This is a genomic window from Curtobacterium sp. MCSS17_016, assembly GCF_003234255.2.
In the GTDB taxonomy this organism is placed as follows: domain Bacteria; phylum Actinomycetota; class Actinomycetes; order Actinomycetales; family Microbacteriaceae; genus Curtobacterium; species Curtobacterium flaccumfaciens.
The window spans coordinates 1738390-1761019 of record NZ_CP126254.1; the positions used below are offsets into that span (position 1 = coordinate 1738390).

General features: G+C 66.8%; 13 protein-coding genes and 4 pseudogenes. 12 read left to right on the plus strand and 5 right to left on the minus strand.

What is annotated here, in order from left to right:
- Nucleotides 1–126: 126 nt before the first annotated feature.
- Nucleotides 127–1113, minus strand: a pseudogene (locus DEJ19_RS08240) (IS481 family transposase); the annotation flags it as partial.
- 655 nt (nt 1114–1768) lie between these two features.
- Here DEJ19_RS08240 and DEJ19_RS08245 point away from each other — a divergent pair.
- From DEJ19_RS08245 to DEJ19_RS08260, 4 genes are all read left to right on the plus strand, one after another.
- Nucleotides 1769–3136 carry a quaternary amine ABC transporter ATP-binding protein gene (locus DEJ19_RS08245; RefSeq protein ID WP_258377413.1) on the plus strand — a complete coding sequence of 456 codons (1368 nt, stop codon included), beginning with the start codon at nt 1769–1771 and terminating at the stop codon, nt 3134–3136.
- On the plus strand, nt 3133–4074 hold the full coding sequence (locus DEJ19_RS08250; RefSeq protein ID WP_111233439.1) for an ABC transporter permease: 942 nt from the start codon (nt 3133–3135) through the stop codon (nt 4072–4074). The genes DEJ19_RS08245 and DEJ19_RS08250 overlap by 4 nt, the downstream gene beginning before the upstream one ends.
- A 118-nt stretch (nt 4075–4192) precedes the next feature.
- Nucleotides 4193–5101 carry a glycine betaine ABC transporter substrate-binding protein gene (locus tag DEJ19_RS08255; RefSeq protein WP_111233440.1) on the plus strand — a complete coding sequence of 303 codons (909 nt, stop codon included), beginning with the start codon at nt 4193–4195 and terminating at the stop codon, nt 5099–5101.
- A gap of 403 nt (nt 5102–5504) precedes the next feature.
- Nucleotides 5505–5702 carry a nucleoside triphosphate pyrophosphohydrolase family protein gene (locus DEJ19_RS08260; protein ID WP_146250674.1) on the plus strand — a complete coding sequence of 66 codons (198 nt, stop codon included), beginning with the start codon at nt 5505–5507 and terminating at the stop codon, nt 5700–5702.
- Between the two features lie 28 nt (nt 5703–5730).
- Here the strand turns inward: DEJ19_RS08260 and DEJ19_RS08265 are convergent, their stop codons facing one another.
- A complete protein-coding gene (locus DEJ19_RS08265) occupies nt 5731–6195 on the minus strand; it encodes a hypothetical protein (protein ID WP_111233441.1) in 465 nt (154 codons plus the stop codon).
- 330 nt (nt 6196–6525) lie between these two features.
- Between DEJ19_RS08265 and DEJ19_RS21965 the strand changes: the two are divergent.
- Nucleotides 6526–6609: pseudogene (locus tag DEJ19_RS21965) on the plus strand (hypothetical protein); the annotation flags it as partial.
- A 59-nt stretch (nt 6610–6668) separates the two neighbouring features.
- Here DEJ19_RS21965 and DEJ19_RS08270 read toward each other — a convergent pair.
- Nucleotides 6669–6773: pseudogene (locus tag DEJ19_RS08270) on the minus strand (IS481 family transposase); the annotation flags it as partial.
- Nucleotides 6774–7022: 249 nt separating this feature from the next.
- Here DEJ19_RS08270 and DEJ19_RS08275 point away from each other — a divergent pair.
- Nucleotides 7023–8116, plus strand: a pseudogene (locus tag DEJ19_RS08275) (fatty acid desaturase family protein).
- 68 nt (nt 8117–8184) lie between these two features.
- Here the strand turns inward: DEJ19_RS08275 and DEJ19_RS08280 are convergent.
- Nucleotides 8185–9633: a phytoene desaturase family protein gene (locus DEJ19_RS08280; RefSeq protein WP_111233443.1), complete on the minus strand. Its 1449-nt coding sequence runs from the start codon at nt 9631–9633 to the stop codon at nt 8185–8187.
- 111 nt (nt 9634–9744) lie between these two features.
- On the opposite strand from DEJ19_RS08280, the gene DEJ19_RS08285 reads away from it, so the two are divergent.
- Genes DEJ19_RS08285 through DEJ19_RS08295 form a run of 3 tightly spaced genes read left to right on the plus strand, consistent with a single transcriptional unit; the run spans nt 9745 to nt 14089 of the window.
- A complete protein-coding gene (locus tag DEJ19_RS08285; RefSeq protein WP_111233444.1) occupies nt 9745–11580 on the plus strand; it encodes a thiamine pyrophosphate-requiring protein in 1836 nt (611 codons plus the stop codon).
- Entirely contained in the window at nt 11577–12719 is a 1143-nt protein-coding gene (locus DEJ19_RS08290) for an enolase C-terminal domain-like protein (protein WP_111233445.1), read from the plus strand. The genes DEJ19_RS08285 and DEJ19_RS08290 overlap by 4 nt, the downstream gene beginning before the upstream one ends.
- The gene (locus tag DEJ19_RS08295; RefSeq protein ID WP_220035321.1) at nt 12719–14089 is read left to right on the plus strand and encodes a sugar porter family MFS transporter; all 1371 of its coding nucleotides are present in this window, start codon (nt 12719–12721) and stop codon (nt 14087–14089) included. The genes DEJ19_RS08290 and DEJ19_RS08295 overlap by 1 nt, the downstream gene beginning before the upstream one ends.
- A 263-nt stretch (nt 14090–14352) precedes the next feature.
- Here DEJ19_RS08295 and DEJ19_RS08300 read toward each other — a convergent pair whose 3' ends face one another.
- Nucleotides 14353–17400, minus strand: coding sequence for an FAD-binding and (Fe-S)-binding domain-containing protein (locus DEJ19_RS08300; protein ID WP_111233446.1), 3048 nt, complete (start codon nt 17398–17400; stop codon nt 14353–14355).
- A 124-nt stretch (nt 17401–17524) separates the two neighbouring features.
- Here DEJ19_RS08300 and ctaD point away from each other — a divergent pair, with 124 nt between their 5' ends.
- The 3 genes from ctaD to DEJ19_RS08315 are packed head-to-tail and all read left to right on the plus strand — an operon-like array spanning nt 17525 to nt 21277.
- Complete coding sequence (ctaD, locus tag DEJ19_RS08305; RefSeq protein ID WP_111233492.1) at nt 17525–19294, plus strand: aa3-type cytochrome oxidase subunit I; 1770 nt, start codon at nt 17525–17527, stop codon at nt 19292–19294.
- A gap of 22 nt (nt 19295–19316) precedes the next feature.
- Nucleotides 19317–20510, plus strand: coding sequence for a cation:proton antiporter (locus DEJ19_RS08310; RefSeq protein WP_111233447.1), 1194 nt, complete (start codon nt 19317–19319; stop codon nt 20508–20510).
- A 53-nt stretch (nt 20511–20563) separates the two neighbouring features.
- Complete coding sequence (locus tag DEJ19_RS08315) at nt 20564–21277, plus strand: DUF4396 domain-containing protein (RefSeq protein WP_111233493.1); 714 nt, start codon at nt 20564–20566, stop codon at nt 21275–21277.
- Nucleotides 21278–22630: the final 1353 nt, after the last annotated feature.

Below are 22630 nucleotides of genomic sequence, written 5' to 3' on the forward strand. Positions count from 1 at the left end.
CCGGGCGGGGCTTGGTGCGACTCGGTGGACGCACACCGTGACCACCAGGTGAAACACCCCGCCCGGCCAGCCTGCGTCTCCGTGTCGGATCGTCGACACGCGGGTGGAGGGCAGTGGGTCGGCGCTGTGATGTCCAGGCAGGTTGTTGAGTCTGCTGATGGGTGGGGCTCCGATGGCGGAGTGGGTCCTGTGGTGATTGTAGAAGTGGAGCCAGCCGGGGAGCGCCCCTCGGCGTTCGGTCTCTGAGTCGTAGAACCGTGCGTATGCCCAGCCCTCGCCGAGGGTGCGGTGGAACCGCTCGATCTTCCCGTTCGTCTGTGGTCGGTAGGGGCGGGTTTTCTTCGGTGTGATCCCGAGCACCGAGCATGCGTCGGTCCAAGCGTGGGACTTGTAGGCGGAGCCGTTGTCGGAGAGCACCCGCTCGACCGTGACGCCCCGATCAGCGAACCATGCGACGGCCCGCTGGAGGACACCGATCGCGGTGACGGCTCGCTCGTCGGCATGGATCTCGGCATAGGCGACGCGAGAGCAGTCGTCGATCACGGTGTGCACGAACGCCGTGCCGATCTTCCAGTTGCCCTTGGCGGTCTTGCCTGTCCGAAGCGCTGTGGCGGCTTTGTGTTTGTCGCCTTGTTGCTTCCCAACGAACCGCCAGCCGCCGCCGTCAGGGATGTTCCCGAACTTCGTCACGTCAACGTGGATCATTGCGCCGGGAGTCGCGTGTTCGTAGCGGCGGATTGGCTCGCCGGTGATCCGGTCGATGTGGGAGAGCCGGTTGATGCGGCATCGCACCAGGACGGCGTGCACCGTCGACGCCGGTAGCCCCAGCTCGCCGCCGATCTGCACCGGCCCGAGGCGGCGCCGCCACCGCGCTTTCACGATCCGTTTCACTAGTTCCGGCGGCGTCTTCGCCGGCATCCGGTGCGGACGGCTGGACCGATCTGCCATTCCCGGAGCACCATCAGTCCGATATCGGGCAGCCCACTTCCGGGCTGTGATCGGCGACACCATGAACAGCTTCGCTGCAGTCGTCGCGGGCCGTCCGCCCTCAACGATCAACTTGGCGAGACGAAGACGGGCGCGTGGGGTCAGCGCAGCGTTAGCGTGGGACACGAAGGCCTCCTGGTCGGTGAAGCGGTTCCTAGACAGCTCCACTCCACCACCGGGAGGCCTTCTTCGATCAGCGCGTCAACGACCGCCCAACGACACAACGTCCCTGGACATCACAGCTAGCGGACGGCGTGTTCGGGGAGGACACGGCACCCTTCGCACGCGGTGCCGGTCCGTAGTCGGCTTCGAGCGATTCAGAACAGCCGGGACTGCTGCAGGGTTGATCGACTCGTTCGCTTAGGAGGCTGCGGTGCTGTTGACGTGGTCGAGTTTCATGCTGCTTGTAACGAAGGCGTCACGATCGCGATCCCGATGTCTGTGGGGGACACGCCGTAGGGGGTGGCCTGGTTTGCGGTGGTTTTCCGGGCCGTCGCTTAGCGCGGGCCGCGGTGACTGGATACGGTTGATCGTCACCTCAGCTGTTGCCGAAGTGACTCAGACGATCAGAACGCGTCCTCGCTGCTCCCCTCCCTGCATCGAGGCCGTATGGCTGGCCGGACAGGGGCCTCCCCGAGAGTGGCCCCTGCGTGCGTGATCGCTCGCTCTGCGCCGTTGCGCTGGGCTCGACGTCGCCGTGCGCACCGTCCCGGACGACCCGTTCGCAACCACACCGTCGCCGTGTGTGCGCTTAGGCGCCGCGGTGTCGCGAGGAGCCCAGTTGCCCATTGCCCCATCTGAGACCCGGCACCACACGTCACCGGTTGGTACGGAAGCTGCGCTCAGCGTCCGCGGCGTTTACAAGGTCTTCGGCCGGCGTCCGGGCGATGCCGTCCGCCGTCTTGCCGCTGGTGCCACCCGCGACGAGGTGCGCGAACAGGGATCTGCCGCCGTCATTGGCGCCTCCTTTGACGTCCGACCCGGCGAGATCTTCGTCGTCATGGGCCTGTCCGGCTCTGGGAAGTCGACGCTCATCCGTATGCTCAACGGTTTGCTTGAGCCAAGCGCCGGCAGCGTGGAGATCGGTGAGCGCACGGTCACGAAGGCGAGCGCGAAGGAGATCCGCGAGATCCGTCGGTCGAGTGTCTCGATGGTGTTCCAGCACTTCGCGCTGCTACCGCACCGCACCGTTCTCGAGAACGTCGCGTTCGGCCTTGAGGTGAACGGCGTCGACAGGACGACGCGCCTTGCGAAGGCTCGGGAGGTCATTGACCTGGTCGGCCTCGATGTCTGGGCCGATGCGAAGCCGGACGAGCTGTCGGGCGGTATGCAGCAGCGCGTCGGCATCGCCCGTGCTCTCGCCGCCGAGACGGATGTCTTGCTGATGGACGAGGCGTTTAGCGCGCTCGACCCGCTGATCCGCCGGGAGATGCAGGAACAGCTGGTCGACCTGCAGCAGCGACTCGGCAAGACCATCGTTTTCATCACGCACGACCTGAATGAGGCGATGTTCCTCGGTGACCGGATCGCCGTGATGCGCGACGGCCGGATCGTCCAGATCGGGTCACCGGAGGACATCCTCACTGACCCGGCAAACGACTACGTCGCCCAGTTCGTGCAGGACGTCGACCGCGCTCGCGTGCTCACTGCCGCGAGCGTTATGGAGCCAGCGCGCGCGGTCGTCCCGTTGACGGCGGGGCCACGTGGTGCGCTTCGGGTGATGCGGGACTTGCAGACCGCCGCGGTCTTCGTCACTGGGCGTGGTCGCACGCTCGACGGGTGGGTCCGCGACCGGCACGTGATGCGCCAGGTCAAGGCGGGCGACACGAACCTCGACGCAATCGTGAACACCGAGTACGCCCGGGTCACACCTGACACCTCCCTCACCGACCTGTTCGAGCTCGCTGTAGAGTCGCCGCTGCCGATCGCGGTGGTCGACGCCGAGGGCCGCCTGCTTGGCGTTGTGCCGCGGGTCACCCTGCTGGCAGCGCTCGGCAACGTGCCGACCGCGACGATGCCGATCCCGGTGCTTGAGCCGGTTACGCGCATCTCCGATTCTGATCTCGACGCGACCCTGGCAACAGGAGAGCAGTCCATCGTGAGCGATCCGACGATCATCACGACCGACCGCACAGGAGCCGACGCATGACCTCTCTCTTCGGATTCCGACTGCCCCTCGGCGACGCGGTCAACGCGATCGTTGAGTGGATCACGACCTATCTCGGTGGCGTCTTTGACGTCATCGCAGCGATCTTCACGTTCTTCTACGAGTGGATCGAGTACTTCCTCACGACGCCGCCGTTCTGGGCCGTGATCGTCGTGCTCGTCGCCGTGGCTCTCTGGGCGAAGGGGTGGAAGCTCGCGCTGGGGACACTGATCGGTCTGGCGGTCATCGTCAGCATCGGCGAGTGGAGCTACGCGATGGAGTCGCTCGCACTTGTCGTCGTGGCCGCCGGCATCGCCGTGGTGCTCAGCCTGCCGCTCGGCGTCTGGGCCGCACGCTCCGACGCGGCGAGCCGGACGATCAAGCCGGCCCTTGACTTCATGCAGACGACCCCGGCGTTCGTGTACCTGATTCCCGCGCTCATCCTGTTCGGCATCGGGCCCGTGCCGGGTATCGTCGCGACGATCGTCTTTGCGATGGCACCGGGCGTCCGCCTCACCGAACTCGGCATCCGGGGCGTCAGCTCCGAGGTCGTCGAAGCCGGCGCTGCGTTCGGCTCGAGCCCGTGGCGAATCCTTCGACAGATCCAGCTGCCGCTCGCCCGTCCGAGCATCATGGCCGGTGTCAACCAGATCATCATGCTCTCGCTGTCCATGGTCGTCATCGCGGGCATGGTCGGCGCCGGCGGACTCGGCGGTCAGATCGTCGCCGCCCTGAACCGCATCGACGTTGGGTTGGGCTCCGAGGCTGGTATCTCGGTCGTGATCCTCGCGATCGTGCTCGACCGGATGACCGCCGCCTTCGGTGGCGATCGCAAACAGCGCGTACCGAGCCGGTCGAAGGCGGCCGCTGCGCCCACCGGCGACGACGACCAGGAGTCGGCGCCCCAGCAAGCGGAGCAGCCCGCGCCGGTCCGCGCCTGACGGCTGGGTCGTCGCGCGCCCCGCGACCGGACCTCACAGACCTCACGGTGACAGCACGCCGTGTCGACGACGCCGAACCCGGTCCGCCGGCGACGAGCGTTGAACCAGGAAGGAAACCATGAACACCCGAACCAAGATCCTCTCGGCCATCGGGCTCGGCGCCGCCGCGGCCCTCGCACTCAGCGCCTGCTCGCCCCCCGGCTCGAGCAACGCGTCCGACGCCGTCGACAACGGCGACAAGCAGGCCATGAAGATGGTCGTCTTCAACGGCTGGGACGAGGACACTGCGGCCAGCGAGCTGTGGAAGTACGTCCTCGAGAAGAAGGGGTACGACGTCGAGCTCGACTACGCGGACCCCGCGCCCGCCTACCAAGGGCTGGCGCAGGGCGACTACGACGCCGTGCTCGACACCTGGCTGCCGAACACGCACAAGGCGTACATGGACAAGTACGGCGAGGACCTCGAGGACCTCGGGTCGTGGAACGACCAGGCGTCGCTCGAGCTCACCGTGAACGCGGATGCTCCGATCGACTCTCTCGCCGACCTCGCCGCGCACAAGGACGACTTCGGCGGACGGATCGTGGGCATCGAGCCCGGGGCCGGCGAGACGAAGATCGTCAAGGAGAAGGTGATGAAGGCCTACGGCCTCGACGACTGGGAGCTCGTCACGAGCTCGACGCCGGCGATGCTGTCGGAGCTGAAGAAGTCCGAAAAGGACGGTAAGGACATCGTCGTCACGCTCTGGCGTCCGCACTGGGCCTACAACGCCTTCGACGTGAAGGACCTCGAGGACCCGAAGAACGCGCTCGGCGACAACGAGAGCATCCACACAATCGTGAACGAGGACTTCGGCGATGACTTCCCGCAGGCCCAGAAGTGGCTGCAGGCGTTCAAGATGGACTCCGACACGCTCTACTCACTCGAGGACGCGCTCGTGAACAGTGGTGCAGACCAGTCCGAGTATCAGTCGATCGTCAAGAAGTGGGCTGCTGACAACAAGGATTACGTCGACTCGCTGACGAAGTAGTCCCGTCACGTGCGAGCGGGAAGCCCGTGGTGTTCCCGCCACGGGCTTCCCGCTCGTCGACGTCCAGCAAGCTGTTGGACCCGCTTGTAGCGGATCCAGGCGGGGCAGATCCCCTTTCCTTCCAGGCCTTCATCGACGATACCGAGGCGCGAGAGCCCCGATTACCTCAGACATCTGCTGCGACCAGGCCACGGTTCTCAACGCGTTGGTGACATCGCCCATCACCGCTGGGCGAGGTCACCCTCGCGTTCGGGTCCACCTCCACCGCGCGCCGGTCAACGACGAGCTGCATGCACAGAAGACTCCCTGACTCCTGGGCTGTGAGCAGCTTCGTTCCACGTCGTCGCGTTCGCAGCCCTCAGCCTCGTGCTGCGCTGACGGCAGTCGATGCCCCACTGCCGACGTGCAGATCAACGAGCTGAGCGACGCCGACGTCGATGCGGTTTCCGCGTTCCACGCGCATCGCCCGTATCCGACGCGCCGACGACTGGCTTGTACTCAACAACTCAAAGAAGAGGTGGGCGAACTGACGCGGGCGCACCTCGCGCGCGCAGGGCAAGCGCGAGACAAGGGGCTTGCGGGTTCACATATGTCCTGGTGATTCTGCACCTCCAGGTCCTGAACGGGGCTTAGCGGTGGGCGTCGTACCGGAGGTAGACGATTGTGTGGCCACTCGAGGTGCCGGAGAACAGGGCGACGTTGCCGCTGATCTGCCCGCTGGGGGTGGCTGCCCCCTGACTGGTGAGTGCCGCAGATGCGCGCTGCGTGAGATCCGCCGGGTTTCCCTTGCGAAGGGTTGGCGGGTTGGTGTCGGCGGGAAGGCGCACCAGCGCGGACATGAATTGGCCGTCGCGGGATGCCTTGGACTTGATCAGGGTTGATCCCTCCGGCAACGTGACGCCGGTCCGGTTCTCAACGGTTGCCAACGGTGTTCCCGTGCAGAGCCCGATGTGCATGCAGTCGCCGAGGCGGCCGGTGTGCTCGACGTAAGCCTGGAGGACGATCACCGCGGCTGTGATGACTGCGAACAGCAGCGCGACGAGCGCGACGAATGCGACGATCAGGCGCGAGAGGGGAGCTTGCGCGGAGTGCATGTGGACGCACGGTACCGGAGCATTCTCGACGCCCCCTGCACCTGAGGTGTGGGATCAGAAGTCTCGGGCGGTTTCGTTCGGATGACTCGATCGGGTGCGACCGGGCTGGATGCGACGAGAGAGCCGTGGCTGGCTTCATCTGCTCGTACCTCGTGAACGCGTGGCTGTTTCGACGTGGCATCAAGGAAGCATGTGACCGCGTTACCGCCGCTGCACCCGGACGGGAAGATCGACGAGATCCTTGCAGCGTCGCGGGGGCTGCTCGGTGTGGTCGCCCGCTCGCTGGGGCCAGCGCTCGAGGACGTCACCGTGCGACAATTCCAGCTCATCGTGCTGGCGTCGACCCTGGGGCCGATATGCGCTGGTGACCTGGCCACACGATTGGCCGTCGGGCCGTCCACTCTGACACGCAACGTCGATCGTCTCGTGGCCGGTGGGTGGATTGAACGACGAACCGCACCTGGCGACCGACGCATGAACAGCTTCGCTGCAGTCGTCGCGGGCCATCCGCCCTCGACGATCAACTTGGCGAGACGAAGACGGGCGCGTGGAGTCAGCGCAGCGTTAGCGTGGGACACGAAGGCCTCCTGGTCGGTGAAGCGGTTCCTAGACAGCTCCACTCCACCACCGGGAGGCCTTCTTCGATCAGCGCGTCAACGACCGCCCAACGACACAACGTCCCTGGACATCACAGCTAGCGCACCACCAAACCTGTGGCGGCAACTTCGGGCAGGCCTCCACTTGGCGGTCCTCTCTACTTTCCCACCGATCTGTGGTTGCGTGAAGGTACGGCGTGCAGTGGGACGCCGTGGGAGGGACGCCAGACCATGACAGAGACGACGCCGATCGGGTTCACGCGCACCCGTCCAGCCCCGGCCCGATCGCACAGTGGTACTTCGAGGTACTCGGGTCTGCTGAAGCAGGTTAAGGCGCGAGGCTTGCTGGAGCGCCGCACTGGCTACTATTGGGCGGTGTTCGCCGTGCTGATCGTGACCCTCGGGCTTGCGTGGACGGCGTTCGTGTTCCTCGGTGCGTCGTGGTGGCAGTTGATCGTCGCCGGCGTGCTGGGGGTGCTGTTCACCCAGTTCGCGTTCCTGTCCCATGAGGCAGCCCACCGCCAGGTGTTCGCTTCGAACCGGTGGAATGACCGCGCCGCGCAGTACGCCGTGACGTTCCTGGCGGGGTGAGCTACTCGTGGTGGATGAACAAGCACACCCGGCATCACGGGAACCCGAACACGGTTGGGAAGGACCCGGACGTGTCTTTCGACGCGCTGTCGTTCCGGGAGGAGGACGCAGCGAAGCGTCGCGAGTTCTTTCGCGTACTGGTCCGGGTGCAGGGGTATGCGTTCTTCCCGCTGCTGCTGCTTGAAGGTGCGAACCTGCACTGGCAGTCTGCGAGGGTCCTCGGCAATGTGAAGGAGGTCCGGGGCCGCCGGATCGAGGCGGCGCTGTTCCTGCTCCGCTTCGTCGTCTACCTCGGCGTGGTGTTCTGGTTGCTGCCGGTGGGGATGGCATTCGCGTTCCTCGGCGTGCAGCTGGCCGTGTTCGGCCTGTACATGGGTGCGTCGTTTGCACCGAACCACAAGGGCATGCCGATGATCCCCCACGACCAAAAGGTCGACTTCTTCAGCCGGCAGGTCCTAACCTCCCGAAACATCCGCGGCGGCTGGTTCATGGCCCACTTCATGGGCGGACTGAACTACCAGATCGAGCACCACCTGTTCCCGAACATGCCCCGCCCGCACCTCGCTGCCGCTCGCCGGATGGTCCGCGACTACTGCGCCGAACACGACGTCCCATACACGGAGACCACGCTGATCGACTCGTACCGGATCGTCGTGGGCTACCTCAACCGCGTCGGGCTCGCCGCACGGAACCCGTTCGAGTGCCCCCTCGTCGCGGAGCGACGCATCCGATAGCGTTGCCCGGCATCGCCGTCTACCCACCAATCGTCGAGCGAGCCTTCGTGCGGTGTGTGAGCCGAACGTCACCCCTTCGAGTCGGCGAGGCGGAAATCGTCCGGCAGGTGGAAGGTGTTCCGGAGGGCGCTGCGTGCGGCGTGCCAGCCCGCCATCCCGTGGACACCAGGACCGGGAGAAGCCGCTTCTGAACACAGGTACAACCCGTTCCCGAGGACCCACGGTTCGGGTGAGAGCCGGGGCCGTTTCACGAGTTGCCAGAAGGTGGCAGCTCCGGAGGCGATGTCGCCGCCGACATAGTTCGGGTTGTACTCCTCCATCTGCGTCGCGGTCCTGCTGCTCACTGCGAGGATCGTGTCGCGGAAGCCCGGAGCGAACCGCTCAATCTGTGAGCTGACTATGTCTGCTTGGTCCACCGTCGACCCGGCTGGTACATGGGCGTAGGACCAGAACACGTGCTGCCCCTCGGGGGCCCGGGTCGGGTCCACGACGGTCGGTTGTGATCCCAGGACGAACGGCCTTGGATGGTGACGACCGTGAGCGACGGCGTGCTCAGCGGCGGCTATCTCCGTCCGCGTTCCGCCGATGTGGACCGTGCCCGCACGGCGGACGTCGGGGTTCGACCACGGGATGGGTTCGGAGAGCGCGAAGTCCACCTTCGCTACGCCGTTGCCGAACCGGAACCGACGCAACGAGCGACGGATGGCAGCGGGAACGGTTGATCCCGCGATGCGGAGCATCGCGGGGACGCTCGTGTCGAACAGCGTGACGCGGGATGGCTCGAGGTCACGTAGCGAACGGACGTCGTGGTCGGTGACGATCTCACCACCGTGGGCGATCAGGTCGGACGCGAGCGCGTCAATGATCGTGCGGCTGCCGCCGACCGGGACGGGCCAGCCGCGTGCGTGGGCGTACACGCCGAGGGTGAGCGCGGAGGCTGCGGTCGCCAGGGAGGGCATCCGCCGGATCGAGTGCGCGGCGACTCCGGTGAGCATCGCTGGTGCGATGTCATGGCGGAAGCGCGCGTTCCAGGCGGGCGAGCCTTGCTCGAGGACCCGACGCGCGAACCGCACCAACGTCACCGGATGTTGTGGGATGTTCACCAGGCTGTCGTTGGCGAAGTGCGAGAGCTCGTCGACGCGCTCGACCAGCGGCGCGAGCAAGCGCGAGTACGCGGCGCCATCTGCTCCGAGCCCGTCCGCGGTCCGTCCAAGGTCTTGGTACGCGATGCCAGCGCGATCTCCGGACAGCGGGTGGGCGTACTGCACGTCGGGCCATCGCAGCTCGATGCGGTCCTGCAGCCGGAAGCGGCGGAAGAACTCGGACTGGACCGCCATGGGGTGGACGGCCGAGCAGACGTCGTGGCGGAAGCCGGGAAGTGTGAGTTCCTCGGTGCGTGCGCCTCCGCCGATCGTGGTGTTGCGTTCGAGGACGGTGACGGACAGGCCCGCTCTGGCCAATGTCACCGCCGCCGCGAGTCCATTGGGTCCGGATCCGATCACTGTCGCGTCATGCATCCGCTTTCGTCTACGCGCTACCGGCGTGAAGACCTCGGAGGTTGCCCAGAACCGTCCGGATCGCGCAGGCTCTGTGTCGTCGCGGATGTGGTCGGGCGTAGTCACGCTGGCATGGCGAAGGTCAGCGAATTCATCATCCAGCGGATCAAAGACTGGGGCGTCACCCGCGTCTTCGGGTACCCGGGCGACGGAGCCGGCGAGATCGACGGGGCATTCGGACGCCTCGCGGAGCAGGGCGATGGGCTGGAGTACATCCGGCCCACGCACGAGGAGATCGCGGCGTTCATGGCGACCGCGCACGCGAAGTTCACCGGTGAGATCGGGGTGTGCGTTGCGACGTCGAGTCCCGGCGGGTTCCACCTGATCAACGGGCTCTACGACGCGCAGATGGACAACCAGCCGGTGGTCGCGATCGTCGGACAGCAGGGCCTCGACGCCCTCGGGACTTTCACGCAGCAGGAGTCGAACCTGGAGCGCGCGTTCCAGGACGTTGCCTGCTACGTCCAGACGATCGTCTCCCCGAAGCAGGCGCAGGCCGTCATCGACACTGCGTTCCGGACCGCGAAGCTGCGTCGGCAGCCGGCCGTCGTCGTCGTCCCGCACGACGTGCAGTCGATGGACGCCGGGGAGCTGTCGCCCGCGCACTGGGTCGCCCGTTCCAGCGACGCCGCACCGTCCGTGCGGATCACACCGGAACGCACGGAACTCCAGAAGGCCGCGGAGATCATCAACGCCGGCCAGAAGGTCACCTTCCTCGTCGGCGCTGGTGCCCGCGGTGCGACCGACACGGTGCTCGAAGCCGCGGAGATCACCGGTGCCGGGATCATCACGGCGCTGCGAGGCAAGGACGTCATCCCGTCGGACGTGCCGTTCCACACGCAGCAGCTCGGGCTCCTCGGCTCACTGCCGAGCATCAACCAGGTGCAGGGTTGCGACACCCTCGTCCTCCTCGGTACGAACTACCCGTACGGGGAGTTCATGCCCGCGAGTGGCACTGTCCGCGCCATCCAGGTCGACCTGAAGCCGGAGCAGATGGGTATCCGGTACCCCACCGAACTGAACCTCTGGGGCGACGTCGGCGCGACACTCGAGGCGTTGATCCCGCTCCTGGGCCGCAAGGAGGACCGGTCCTGGCAGGAGGGCATCGCCGAGGACTGGCGGGGCTGGGAACGCGAGATGGCCGCGCAGACCGAGATCGGCTACGAGCAGGGCGCGAATCCGCGGCGGGTGTTCGCGGCGTTGAACGACCGTCTGCCGGAGCGCGCGGTCGTCACCTGCGATGCCGGGACCACGGCCGATTGGTACGGGCACCACATCCGGCTCCGTCGCGGCATGCTCGGCGACCTCTCCGGGCGTCTGGCGAGCATGCTCGCCGCCATGCCGTACGCCACCGCAGCGAAGTTCGCGTTCCCGGACCGGCCGGTGTTCTGCACGATCGGCGACGGGGCGTTCCAGATGCTCGGCATGAACGAGCTCATCACCGTGAAGAAGTACATGGCGGACTGGCCGAACAAGCAGTTCGTGGTGCTGATCATGCACAACGACGACCTCGGCCAGGTGTCGTGGGAGATGCGCACCGAGGACGGCAACCCGAGGTGGCCTGGCTCGCAGGACGTCGAGTCCGTCGACTACGCCGGCTGGGCGGAACTCCTCGGGTTCAAGGCCATCAGGATCACCGATGACGACCAGGTCGACGCGGCGATGGACGAGGCGTTTGCCCATGACGGCATCACGGTCATCGACGCGTACGTGAGCAAGAACGTGCCGCCGTTGCCGCCGAAGATCACCAAGCAGTACGCGATGAACACGGCGAGGTCGCTGCTGAAGGGCGACCCGAACGAGGCCGACGTCATCAAGGACTCCGCGCATGCGCTGGTCACCGAGGGCGTCGAGCGCGTCAAGGGGGCGCTGCACATCGGTGACGACGAGAAGGGCCAGCGCGAGTGAACGCCGACCGCGTCGACGCGGTCACCCTCACTGCGTACCGGTTCCCGACGACCCTGGACGGCCGAGCTCGCGCCGAGCAGGACGGAACGGCCGAGTGGGACTCCACTGGCGTCTTCGTCGCCGAGGTCCGGGCGGGCGACACGACGGGACTCGGCTACGCGTACACGTCGGCCGACGCAGCGCTCACTCTGGCCCGTGAACTGCTGGTCCCGACCGTCCTCGGCACCGATCCGCTCGACACACACCGAGCGTTCCGCGCGATGGCGCGAGCGCTCCGCAACGCCGGATGGGTAGGCGTCGGCGCGAGCGCACTCTCCGCACTCGACGTCGCACTGCACGACTGCGCGGCCCGGAGGCTCGGCGTGTCGATGACACGCTTCCTCGGCGGGGCGCGGGATCGCGTCGCCGCGTACGGCAGCGGCGGATTCACCGACTTTTCGACCACGGAACTGGTCCGCCAGCTCGAGGAATGGCGAGAGCTGGGTCTTCATTCGGTGAAGATCAAGGTCGGCCGCGACCCGCAGGCAGACCCCGGACGGGTTCGGGAGGCCCGTGGTGCGGTCGGCGAGGACGTCGCGCTCTTCGTGGACGCGAACGGCGCGTACCACCGCAGGGAAGCGATCGCCATGGCGGAGCGGTTCACTGAGCAGGACGTGACCTGGTTCGAGGAACCGGTCTCGAGCGATGACCTGCGGGGGCTGCGGGACGTGCGGGACCGGACACCATCCGGCATCCGCGTCACCGCCGGCGAGTACGGGTACACCCCGACGTACTTCCACGCGATGCTCGACGCCGGCGCAGTCGACGTCCTGCAGGCCGACGCGACGCGCTGCGGTGGTGTGACCGGGTTCCTCAGCGCTGCTGCTCAGGCGGAGGCGGCGGGCATCCCGCTCAGCGCCCACACCGCCCCGGCACTGCACGCATCCATCGCGACCGCGGTGCCCAACGTGGTGCACGTCGAACGGTTCCACGACCACGCGCTCATCGAGGAGCAGCTCTTCGACGGGCTTCCCGATCTGCGTGACGGCTCGCTCGTGCCAGACCGGGACCGGCCGGGTCACGGACTGGAACTGCGAAGCGCCGATGTCGAGCCGTACTTGACCGGGCGATGGGCGACTGCTGGCGGAAAGGACATCTGATGGGGTACCTGCAGGACGTGCGCGAGAGCGTGAACCCGCTGCTGATCCGGGTGTCGGTCGTCGCGGCGATCGGTGGCCTGCTGTTCGGGTACGACACCGGGGTGGTGTCCGGCGCGATCTTGTTCATCAAGAAGGACCTCGACGCCAACGCCACGGAGCAGGAGTGGATCGTCTCCGTCCTGCTGCTCGGCGCCATCGCCGGCGCGTTCATCTCCGCGTTCGCCGCCGACGCGTTCAGCCGGAAGTGGACCAAGGTCGTGTCCGGTTCGGTGTACTTCCTCGCCGCCATCGGATGCGCCTTCGCCGTCAACGTCCCCATGCTGATCGGGTGCCGGTTCGTCCTGGGCGTGGCCGTCGGCACGGCGTCGTTCGTCTCACCACTGTTCATCTCCGAGTCCGCACCGCCGCGGATCAGAGGCGGATTGGTGTCGTTCAACCAACTCGCCGTGACGACCGGGATCCTCTTGTCGTACATCGTGGACACGATCTTCGTCGACGTCGCCAACAACTGGCGGTGGATGCTCGGCATCGCCGCGATCCCCGGCGCCGCACTCGCCATCGGGATGCTCACCGTTCCGCACACGCCACGATGGCTGATGATGCGCGGCCGTGAAGACGATGCCCGCGGCGTGCTCGAGCGGCTCCGCAGCGACGACCCGAGAGCGGACGTCGACGGGGAGATCGACAGCATGCGGAAGTCGAACGAGCAGGAGTCGTCGAGCCGATGGCGCGACCTCGTCTCGAAGTCCATCCGCCCGCTCCTGCTCGTCGGTGTGGGACTGGCGTTCTTCCAGCAGTTCGTCGGCGTCAACACAGTCATCTACTACGCACCCACGATCCTCCAGGACACCGGGCTCACCAGCAGCTCTTCAGTTGCACGGACGGTGTCCATCGGGATCACGAACGTGGTCTTCACCGCTTTGGCCGTCGTGCTGCTCGACCGGGTGGGTCGCCGTCCGCTGCTGCTCACCGGTACCGCCGGTTTGACTGTGGCGTTGGCATTCCTCGGCGTTTACTTCTGGAGTCCATGGATCCAGCACAACGCGAGTTGGACGGCCCTCGTCGGGCTGATCGTCTACATCGCCTCGTACGCAATCGGCCTCGGGCCGGTGTTCTGGCTGATGATCTCGGAGATATTCCCCGTCGGCCTCCGGAGCAAGTCGATGGCAGTGTCGACGATGGTCAACTGGGCGGCGAACTTCGTCGTCGCGGGCACGTACCTCACCGCGACGCAGCTGATCACCACCCAGGGCGTGTTCTTCGTCTACACCGGCCTCGGTGTTCTCGCGTTCCTGTTCTTCGTCTTCAAGGTGCCGGAGACCCGCGGCCGTTCCCTCGAGGACATCCAGAGCGAACTCGCTTCACGCTGATCGTTCGTCACGGCACAACCCGCCGAGGAGGTGGCCCCGGCCGGCGCGCGCCGGCCGGGTGCTCCCGTTTCCATCGCCGCCGGCGCCGTTGCCGGGAGCACCGCGAGACTACGACACCCGAACGAGGGGCGCAGCCCCTCGTCGTCGGGCAGAGCGAATCGATACCGCGCCGTTACCTGCTGACGTCATCGGAGCCGGATGACGGTGGTCGCGCCGGACCGGACCTGAGGCACAGGCCGGCTCCGTGCCTCCAGTCGGGTCCGTCAGGACTTGCGTCCTGGGAACGCGCCGAGGGCTTGTCGGATGCGCTCACGTGCGACGGTGTGTCGCGGCCCGTGGCCGCGCCCCATCTGCCGTTCCGGCAGCGCTCCTTCTCCGACGCCGCGCCTGGCGCCGTCCAGGAGCTCAGCGAGGTGGATGCCGCGACGGTAGTCTCCGAGCTGGTCGATCTGCGTACGGCAGCTGAAGCCGTCGGCCAACACGATCGTGTCGTCCTCGGCGCGGTCGAGGGCCGGCAGCAGTGCGTGGTCGGCGACGGCGACGGACACGTCCAGGTGCCCTGGTTCGAAGCCGAAGTTGCCGGCGAGGCCGCAGCAGCCCTCAAGGGTCTCGGTGGAGACCCCGGCTTCGTCGAGGATCGCATGATCGGCCTCCTCGTGCAGGATCGCGTGCTGGTGGCAGTGGGGCTGCATCACCGCGTCGCGGTCGATCTTCGGCGGGTGCCAGTCCGGCGTCTCCCGGAGCAGCTCTGCGAGCGTCCGGGTACGTCCTGCCACGAACTCCAGGTTGGTGTCCTGTGGGAGGAGCTCACGAGCGTCGGAGCGGAACACGGCTGCGCAGCTGGGCTCCAGGACAACCATCCTCGTGTCATCGCCGGGCGCCTGAGCGCCGAGGAGCGGCGCGAGGATACGACCGGTGCGAGCGAGGATGCGCTCCGCTGCGTCGAGCTGTCCGGTCGAGATCCACGTGAGACCGCAGCAGACCGCCTCCTGCGGCACGACGACCCGGTAGCCGGCGTCCTCGAGGACCCGCACCGCGGCGATCGCGACGCCAGGGTGGAACGTGTTCGTGAACGTGTCAGGCCAGAGTACGACGTCACCGTGCACGCCGGGCGCCGAGCCGCCTCGGCCCGCGAACCACTCGGTGAACCGCTGCGGCGCGAACGAGGGCAGCGGCCGATCCACCTCGATACCACCGACACGTCGGACCACGCGGCCGAGCCCCGGTGCCTGTGTCACCGCATTGACGATCCTTGGGGCAAACCGGGCGATCTGCGCCCAAAACGGCAGCCACCCCATTGTGTAGTGGGACATCGGCCGAAGGCGGCCCTTGTAGTGGTGGGAGAGGAACTCTGCCTTGTAGGTGGCCATGTCGACGTCCACGGGGCAGTCGCTCCGGCACCCCTTGCAGGACAGGCACAGGTCGAGGGCGTCCTTGACCTCTTCGGATCGCCATCCGTCCGTGATCACGGAGTCGGGGCGGTTGCCGTTGACCATCTCGAACAGGAGCCGGGAGCGGCCACGTGTGGAGTGCTCCTCTTCTCCAGTCGCCCGATACGAGGGGCACATCACGTCGCCGGTGTGGCTGCGGCAGTTGCCGATGCCGACACAGCGCAGCGCCGCGCGGTCGAAACCACCCTCCGCCTCGAACGAGAAGTGCACCTTGCCGGACACGGCGGGCCGGTAGTCGGTGCCGAGGCGGAGGTCCTGCACTTCGGTGTGCGGGTCGATCACCTTGCCGGGGTTCATCCGGTTGCCGGGGTCGAACAGCCGCTTCAGTCGTCGCATCGCGCCCACGAGCCGGTCGCCGAACATGATCGGCAGCAGCGCACCGCGCGCCTGACCGTCACCGTGCTCGCCGGAGAATGACCCACCGAACTCCGCAACGAGCTCGGCGGCGCGGTGCACGAAGCGCGAGTACTGGTCGATGCCACCCGGAGTCGTGAGGTCGAACGGGATCCGACAGTGGATGCAACCATGGCCGAAGTGGCCGTACATCGACGGGTGGTCGTAGTCGAACTCGTCGAGCAGGTCCGAGAAGCGACGCAGGTACTCGCCGGCGCGTTCTGGCGGCACGGCGGCGTCCTCCCATCCGGGCCAGGCGTCCGGGTGGTCGGGCACCCACGCCGTCGCACCGAGGCCGGCTTCGCGGACCTGGAGGATCTGGTCCTTGTGGTGCTGGTCGTCGAACACCTTGAGCGACGGTGCCGGGTCTCGTTTCGCGAACTCGTCGGCGAGCTGCTGCGTCCGACGGTCGGCGTCGTCCTTGTCCTTCCCGGGGACCTCGATGACGAGCCAACCCTTGCCCTCGGGCATCAGGTCGAGCGCACCCGGGTTCATGCGCTTCTCGCGTTCGTAGCCGAGCAGGGTGTCGTCGATGCCTTCGACGGAGACCGGGTCGAAGGGTGCCGCGGCGGGTGCGGCGTCAGCGGCGTCGAACACGGTCGGGAACCCGAACACGGCGAAGGTCTTCGCTGGGACGGTGGGCACGAGCACGAGTTCCGCTCGGAGGATCGTGACGAGGGTCGACTCCGATCCGACGAGTGCGCGGGCGACGTCGAAGCCGTGTTCCGGCAGCAGGTGGTCGAGGTTGAACCCGGACACTCGGCGCGGGATGTCGGGGTAGCGCTCGCGGATCTCGTCGCCGTACTCGTCGACGATGGCGCGCATGCCCCGGTAGAGCTCAGCGAGCCCGTTGTCCCGAGCGACGATCCGTTCGTACTCGTCGTCGCTGGTGGGGCCCACCCAGGCGCGGATGCCGTCGTAGGTCAGGACCTCGAGGCGGGTGATGTTGTCGACTGCCTTGCCGTACCGCTGCGCGGTGGAGCCGCAGGAGTTGTTGCCGAGCATCCCGCCGAAGGTGCAGTGCGAGTGGGTTGCGGGCTTCGGGCCCCACATCAGGTCGTGCGGAGCCACCGCGGCGTTCATCGCGTCGAGGACGAGGCCGGGTTGCACGACGGCCCGCCGGTTCTGGACGTCGATGCTCTCGATCGCGTCGCAGTACTTCGTCCAGTCGATGACCACCGCAACGTTCGTGCACTCACCGGCCAGGCTCGTCCCGCCGCCACGGTTCAGCACCGGCACGTCGTGCTCACGGCACACCGCGATGGTCTCGACCGCGGCGTCGATCGATCGCGGGACCACGACACCGATCGGCACCTGCCGATAGTTCGAAGCATCAGTGGCGTACGTCGCCCGAGTCCCGTCGTCGAAGCGCACCTCACCGTCCACCCGCGCCCGCAAAGCGGCGATGAGCGCCGTTGTGTCGTGTCCGCCGTTCGTGATGCCCACTCGAGCTTGCGTGATCGTCATCGTGTCGTCCCTCCGCCAGCCATGCGCCGGACGGTAGGCCGGCCCTGCTGGGTGAGAGTCCGGGAACGTCCGGAGCACGGAGCGGGTATGCGAGAGCGTGATGGCGAGGGTCGAGGAGGCCGACATGACGCGTGAGGAAACCGCCCCATACACGGGCACGGTCGGGCCTGACGATGACCGGCTGGTGCGATCCCGCGTAGGACGAAAGGGCAACCTGATCGCCCGTTGGGTGTCGACTACCGACCACAAGACCATCGGGGCGCTCTACCTCATCACATCGTTTGTCTTCTTCCTGCTCGCCGGTGTGATGGCGTTGGTGATCCGCGCGCAGCTGTTCGAGCCCGGACTGCACGTCGTCGCGACGAAGGAGCAGTACAACCAGCTCTTCACGATGCACGGCACGATCATGCTGCTGCTGTTCGCGACGCCGTTGTTCTCGGGATTCGCGAACGCCATCATGCCGTTGCAGATCGGCGCGCCAGATGTGGCGTTCCCCCGACTGAACGCGTTCTCGTACTGGCTGTACCTCTTCGGCGGCCTGGTCACGGTCGGCGGCTTCCTCACCCCCCAGGGCGCCGCGTCGTTCGGGTGGACCGCGTACGCGCCCCTGTCGGACGTGACGTTCACCCCTGGGCTCGGCGGGACGCTGTGGGTGTCGGGTCTGACGATGACTGGGTTTTCCACAATTCTCGGCTCGGTGAACTTCATCACGACGATCATCACGATGCGCGCGCCGGGCATGACGATGTTTCGGATGTCGATTTTCTGCTGGAACACCCTGATCACCTCGTTGCTCGTGCTCATGGCGTTCCCGGTGCTGGCGACCGCGCTGTTCGGGCTGCTGCTGGATCGGGTGTTCGACGCGCAGGTGTTCAACCCGGCGAACGGCGGCGCGCTGCTGTGGCAGCACTTGTTCTGGTTCTTCGGCCACCCCGAGGTGTACATCATCGCGCTACCGTTCTTCGGCATCATCACCGAGGTCATCCCGGTCTTCAGCCGGAAACCGATCTTCGGGTACAAGACTCTCGTCTTCGCCACACTCGCCATCGCGACGCTGTCGATTACCGTGTGGGCGCATCACATGTTCGTCACCGGATCGGTGCTCCTTCCGTGGTTCTCACTCCTGTCGATGCTCATCGCTGTCCCCACGGGCATCAAGATCTTCAACTGGGTCGGCACGATGATCCACGGTTCCGTCACGTTCGAGACACCCATGCTCTGGGCCGTTGGGTTCCTCGTCACCTTCACGTTCGGTGGTTTGACGGGTGTCATCCTGGCGTCGCCGCCGCTCGACTTCCACGTCTCGGACACCTACTTCGTCGTCGCGCACTTCCACTACGTCGTCTTCGGGACGGTCGTCTTCGCGATGTTCTCCGGCTTCTACTTCTGGTGGCCGAAGTTCACCGGGAAGATGCTCAACGAAAGCCTCGGCAAGATCCACTTCTGGCTGCTGTTCGCCGGCTTCCACACCACGTTCCTCGTCCAGCATTGGCTTGGCGTCGCTGGCATGCCCCGTCGCTACGCAACGTACCTGCCCTCCGACGGGTTCACCTGGCTGAACCAGGTGTCGACGATCGGCGCGATGCTCCTCGGCGTCTCAACGTTGCCGTTCCTGCTCAACGTGTACCTGACGATGCGACGAGCCCACCCCGTGCGGGTAAACGATCCGTGGGGCACGGGCCGGTCATTGGAATGGGCAACGAGCTGCCCGCCGCCGCGGCACAACTTCACCGCTGTCCCACGGATCCGTTCGGAGTCGCCGGCGTTCGACCTGAATCACCCAGAAGCCGGAGTGCCCGTCGGTACCGGGCCGGCGATGGACGCCCCGGAAGGCGAGACGCACGACAACGCAACCGGGAAGCACCGCCACCCCGAGGGGGGCGAGGGCCGCTGACCGCCTTGACTGGAGCAGCCGGATGAGCCTCCTCGTCGCGTTCGCCGTGGTGCTGATCATTGCGGTTGGGATCTCCGCGATCGCGAAACGGACGATCGTGTCGACCACCGTGATGTTCCTCGTCGCCGGGTTCGTCCTCGGTGACGGCGTGACCGACCTGGTCCACCTGACCCCGGACGACGCGTTGGTGAACACGATCTCCGAGATCGCATTGTTCACCGTGCTGTTCACCGACGGGCAGCAGATTGGCATCCGCGAGCTGCGGCACGCGTGGCGATTGCCGGGCCGTGCGCTCTTGCTGGGCCTGCCGCTGACGCTCGGGATCACCGCGGTACTCGGGGTCTGGTTGCTCGGCCTGGACTGGGCGAGCGCCTTGCTCGTCGCAGCCGTCCTCGCCCCAACCGACCCGGTCTTCGCCGCGGCGATCGTGGGGCGGGAGGAGATCCCGCAGCGCACCCGAAGTCTGCTCAACGTGGAATCCGGGCTCAACGACGGACTCGCGCTTCCGCTCGTGCTTGTCTTCTTGGCGGTCGCCGCAGGTGAGCACGCTGACGTGGGCGTGCTCGCCGTGGAGCTCCTGCTCGGTGTCGTGCTGGGAGTGGCGGTGCCGGTCGCGGTGCGCTTGCTGTTCGCGTTGCCGTTCTTCCGAGCCACGCCCCTCTACGCGACCCTGACACCGGTGGCGGTCGGCCTGCTCACGTTCGGCCTGGCGCAGATGCTCGACGCGAACCTCTACCTCGCGGCCTTCACCTGCGGCATCACGATCGCGAGTATCGCACCCCAGACCCGTGACACCTTCCGAGAGTTCGGCGAACTCCTCAGCGAAGTCGTGAAGCTCCTCGCCATCCTGGTCTTCGGAGCGCTGATCAGCCCGTCCCTACTCACCGACGTGAACCTGTCCGGCTACGTGTTCGCGATCCTCCTGCTGGTGGTGGCGCGCCCGCTCGCGGTCGAGATCGCTCTGGCGCGGAGCGGGCTGGACCGATGGGAGCGGCTGACGGCAGCATGGTTCGGCCCGAAGGGGTTTGCCAGCGTCCTCTACGGCCTGCTCGTGCTCGGCAGCGACGTCCCTGACGCGGACCGGCTCTTCCACATCATCGTCGTCGCGGTCGTGCTGTCGATCATCGCGCACTCCTCCACCGACGTTCCCATCGCAGACGCATTCGCCCGTCGCGCGGAGCCCGATACCGATCGGGCATCTGCTCCGGGACACTGAGGAACACGCTCGGCGCGTGCTGGTTGTCTGGGCGGATGCGGGCGAAGGAACTCATGACCGCCGATTTCCCGGTGGCACTCAATGCAGTCTGCATCGTGTTGCTGGCGATCGCGATCGCGTGCTCCGTGTTCGTCGCAGCGGACCTGGTTCGACGGCCGCAGCGGATGGCGGTGATGAACGCGGTCTGGCCGTTGACGATGCTGTTCGGCAGCGTCGTGTGGTTGGTGTTCTACCTGCGCGTCGGTCGGTCGCCCCGCGGCGGTACGGACACCGCGAGCCGCGGACACGGCCGCTGGGCAAGCGTTGCGACTGGTACGAGCCACTGCGGTGCCGGCTGCGCAGTTGGTGACCTCGTCGGCGAGTTCGCGCTCGTCGCGGTCCCGGCGCTCGGAGCCCTCGTCGGACTCGGCACGCTCTACCAGGAGCGCGTGTTCGCCGGATGGATCATCGACTTCGTCATAGCATTCGCGGTCGGTATCCTCTTCCAGTACTTCTCGATTGCACCCATGCGCGGCCTGTCCCGCCGGGCGGGAATCATCGCGGCCCTCAAAGCGGACACGCTCTCGATCACCGCCTGGCAGGTCGGCATGTACGGGCTGATGGCGATCGGGCAGTTCGCGGTACTCCCCGCCGTGCTCGGCGGGCGGGCGTCCGCCCTCACGCCCGAGTTCTGGGTCCTCATGCAGCTTGCAATGGTGGCCGGATTCGTGTGTTCCTACCCCGTCAACTGGTGGCTCATCCGCCGCAGTATCAAGGAAGCCATGTGAGAGCTGACGACGAGGACGTCGCACCGATGATTTCAGCGCCCAGACTGCCGGATGCAGCACTGAACCCGACAGCACACATCGCAAACTCTGGACTTCGTCGAGCGCACCGCCTGCCCTCCGCGTGATAGGGGCACAACCGCGAGGACCACCGCTCGGCCCGCGAAGCGATGTCGAGCCTGCGTCGCGAGCCGATCTGCCATTGGGCCGGCACGAGGCGGTGCTGCGTGGCGGGAGCGTTGATGCTAAGAGTCGCACGCAGCGCAATGGCTGCGGCGACGACGACGACGCAGAGGCTGCAAACCGCTATGAGAGGCTGGAAGCATGGAGACAATCACCCTCACGGTGCCCCAGGCAGCGCTCGCTTGCTCGATCTTCGCTTTCGTGGCCGCCAATCGTGAAGCTCGGAGCACGTGGTGAGTGCGCCGGGCGGCGATGTGTACTGCGGGCACCCGACTGGCCGGGTGGTCGTCGGCGCGGGGGGCCGCGCCGACTGCCGCGATTGTGGTCGAGAGGTTGCGCTCGTCGTCGGCTCCGGAGTGTGGGTAGCTGAAGAGGACCGAGTCCGTCGCCTGTAGCGGCGCTCATCGGATGTGCTGAAAGCCCTCACTCGCTCGTGCGGGCAGGGGTCTTCTCGCCAGTGACGTTCGGGTACCGATGACACGAGTCTGGCGGGCGTTGCCTTGTGACCCCCGAATGGGGCGCTTTACCGTGGAAGCTCCTTCCGCAACGTCGCGGGGGAACTCGCCGTGCGGCCGGATCGGAGTCGACCCGAACGCCCCCGGTCCTGCCGGGGATCAGGTCGGACGGCAGCCGAGGCCTCGCCCGCTAACCACGGGCGGGGCCTCTTCTATGACTGAGGTCCCACCGAGCGAGTAGACACACTCACGCAGCGGGCGAGAGATGCGGAACGGCTGCGGTGCCGCCCATTTGCGGGGTGAGCAGCTTCGCTCGGTGTCCTCCTCTTAGCTTCGCTTCGTGTCGCCTGCTTGGAGCTGCCGGTTGCGGCGATCCGGGTGGGCTGGATACTCGGCCCGGTGACCATTGCGTTGTTCGTCGTGGCCGCCCCTGCTCGCCGCTGCGGTCACCGCCGCCGTGGCTGGATCAGTTCTCTTCGTGTTGGGGCCGCGCGCTGCTCGACAGCAGCAACGTACGCAGCGGATTGAGGCAGCGAAGCGCGACCGGTAGAGGATCCCCTACCGGGCTGGTGCGCCAAGGGGCGGCAGTTCGCCTTGAGCTGCCGCGGCTGCCCGCGCGACGATCAGTGTTGGCGTTATGACGATCTACCCAGGTGACCCGCGTTACATCTACCGACGTCGTCGCGGGCTGATCAACGGCGTTCAGGGGGTGTTGTTT

Bases quoted from the DNA above. Each gene is read 5' to 3' on its own strand.
- DEJ19_RS08250 (WP_111233439.1), top strand. From the start codon at position 3,133: ATGACCTCTCTCTTCGGATTCCGACTGCCCCTCGGCGACGCGGTCAAC.
- DEJ19_RS08255 (WP_111233440.1), top strand. From the start codon at position 4,193: ATGAACACCCGAACCAAGATCCTCTCGGCCATCGGGCTCGGCGCCGCC.
- DEJ19_RS08265 (WP_111233441.1), bottom strand. From the start codon at position 6,195: ATGCACTCCGCGCAAGCTCCCCTCTCGCGCCTGATCGTCGCATTCGTC.
- DEJ19_RS08280 (WP_111233443.1), bottom strand. From the start codon at position 9,633: ATGCATGACGCGACAGTGATCGGATCCGGACCCAATGGACTCGCGGCG.
- DEJ19_RS08285 (WP_111233444.1), top strand. From the start codon at position 9,745: ATGGCGAAGGTCAGCGAATTCATCATCCAGCGGATCAAAGACTGGGGC.
- DEJ19_RS08295 (WP_220035321.1), top strand. From the start codon at position 12,719: ATGGGGTACCTGCAGGACGTGCGCGAGAGCGTGAACCCGCTGCTGATC.
- DEJ19_RS08300 (WP_111233446.1), bottom strand. From the start codon at position 17,400: ATGACGATCACGCAAGCTCGAGTGGGCATCACGAACGGCGGACACGAC.
- ctaD (WP_111233492.1), top strand. From the start codon at position 17,525: ATGACGCGTGAGGAAACCGCCCCATACACGGGCACGGTCGGGCCTGAC.
- DEJ19_RS08310 (WP_111233447.1), top strand. From the start codon at position 19,317: ATGAGCCTCCTCGTCGCGTTCGCCGTGGTGCTGATCATTGCGGTTGGG.
- DEJ19_RS08315 (WP_111233493.1), top strand. From the start codon at position 20,564: ATGACCGCCGATTTCCCGGTGGCACTCAATGCAGTCTGCATCGTGTTG.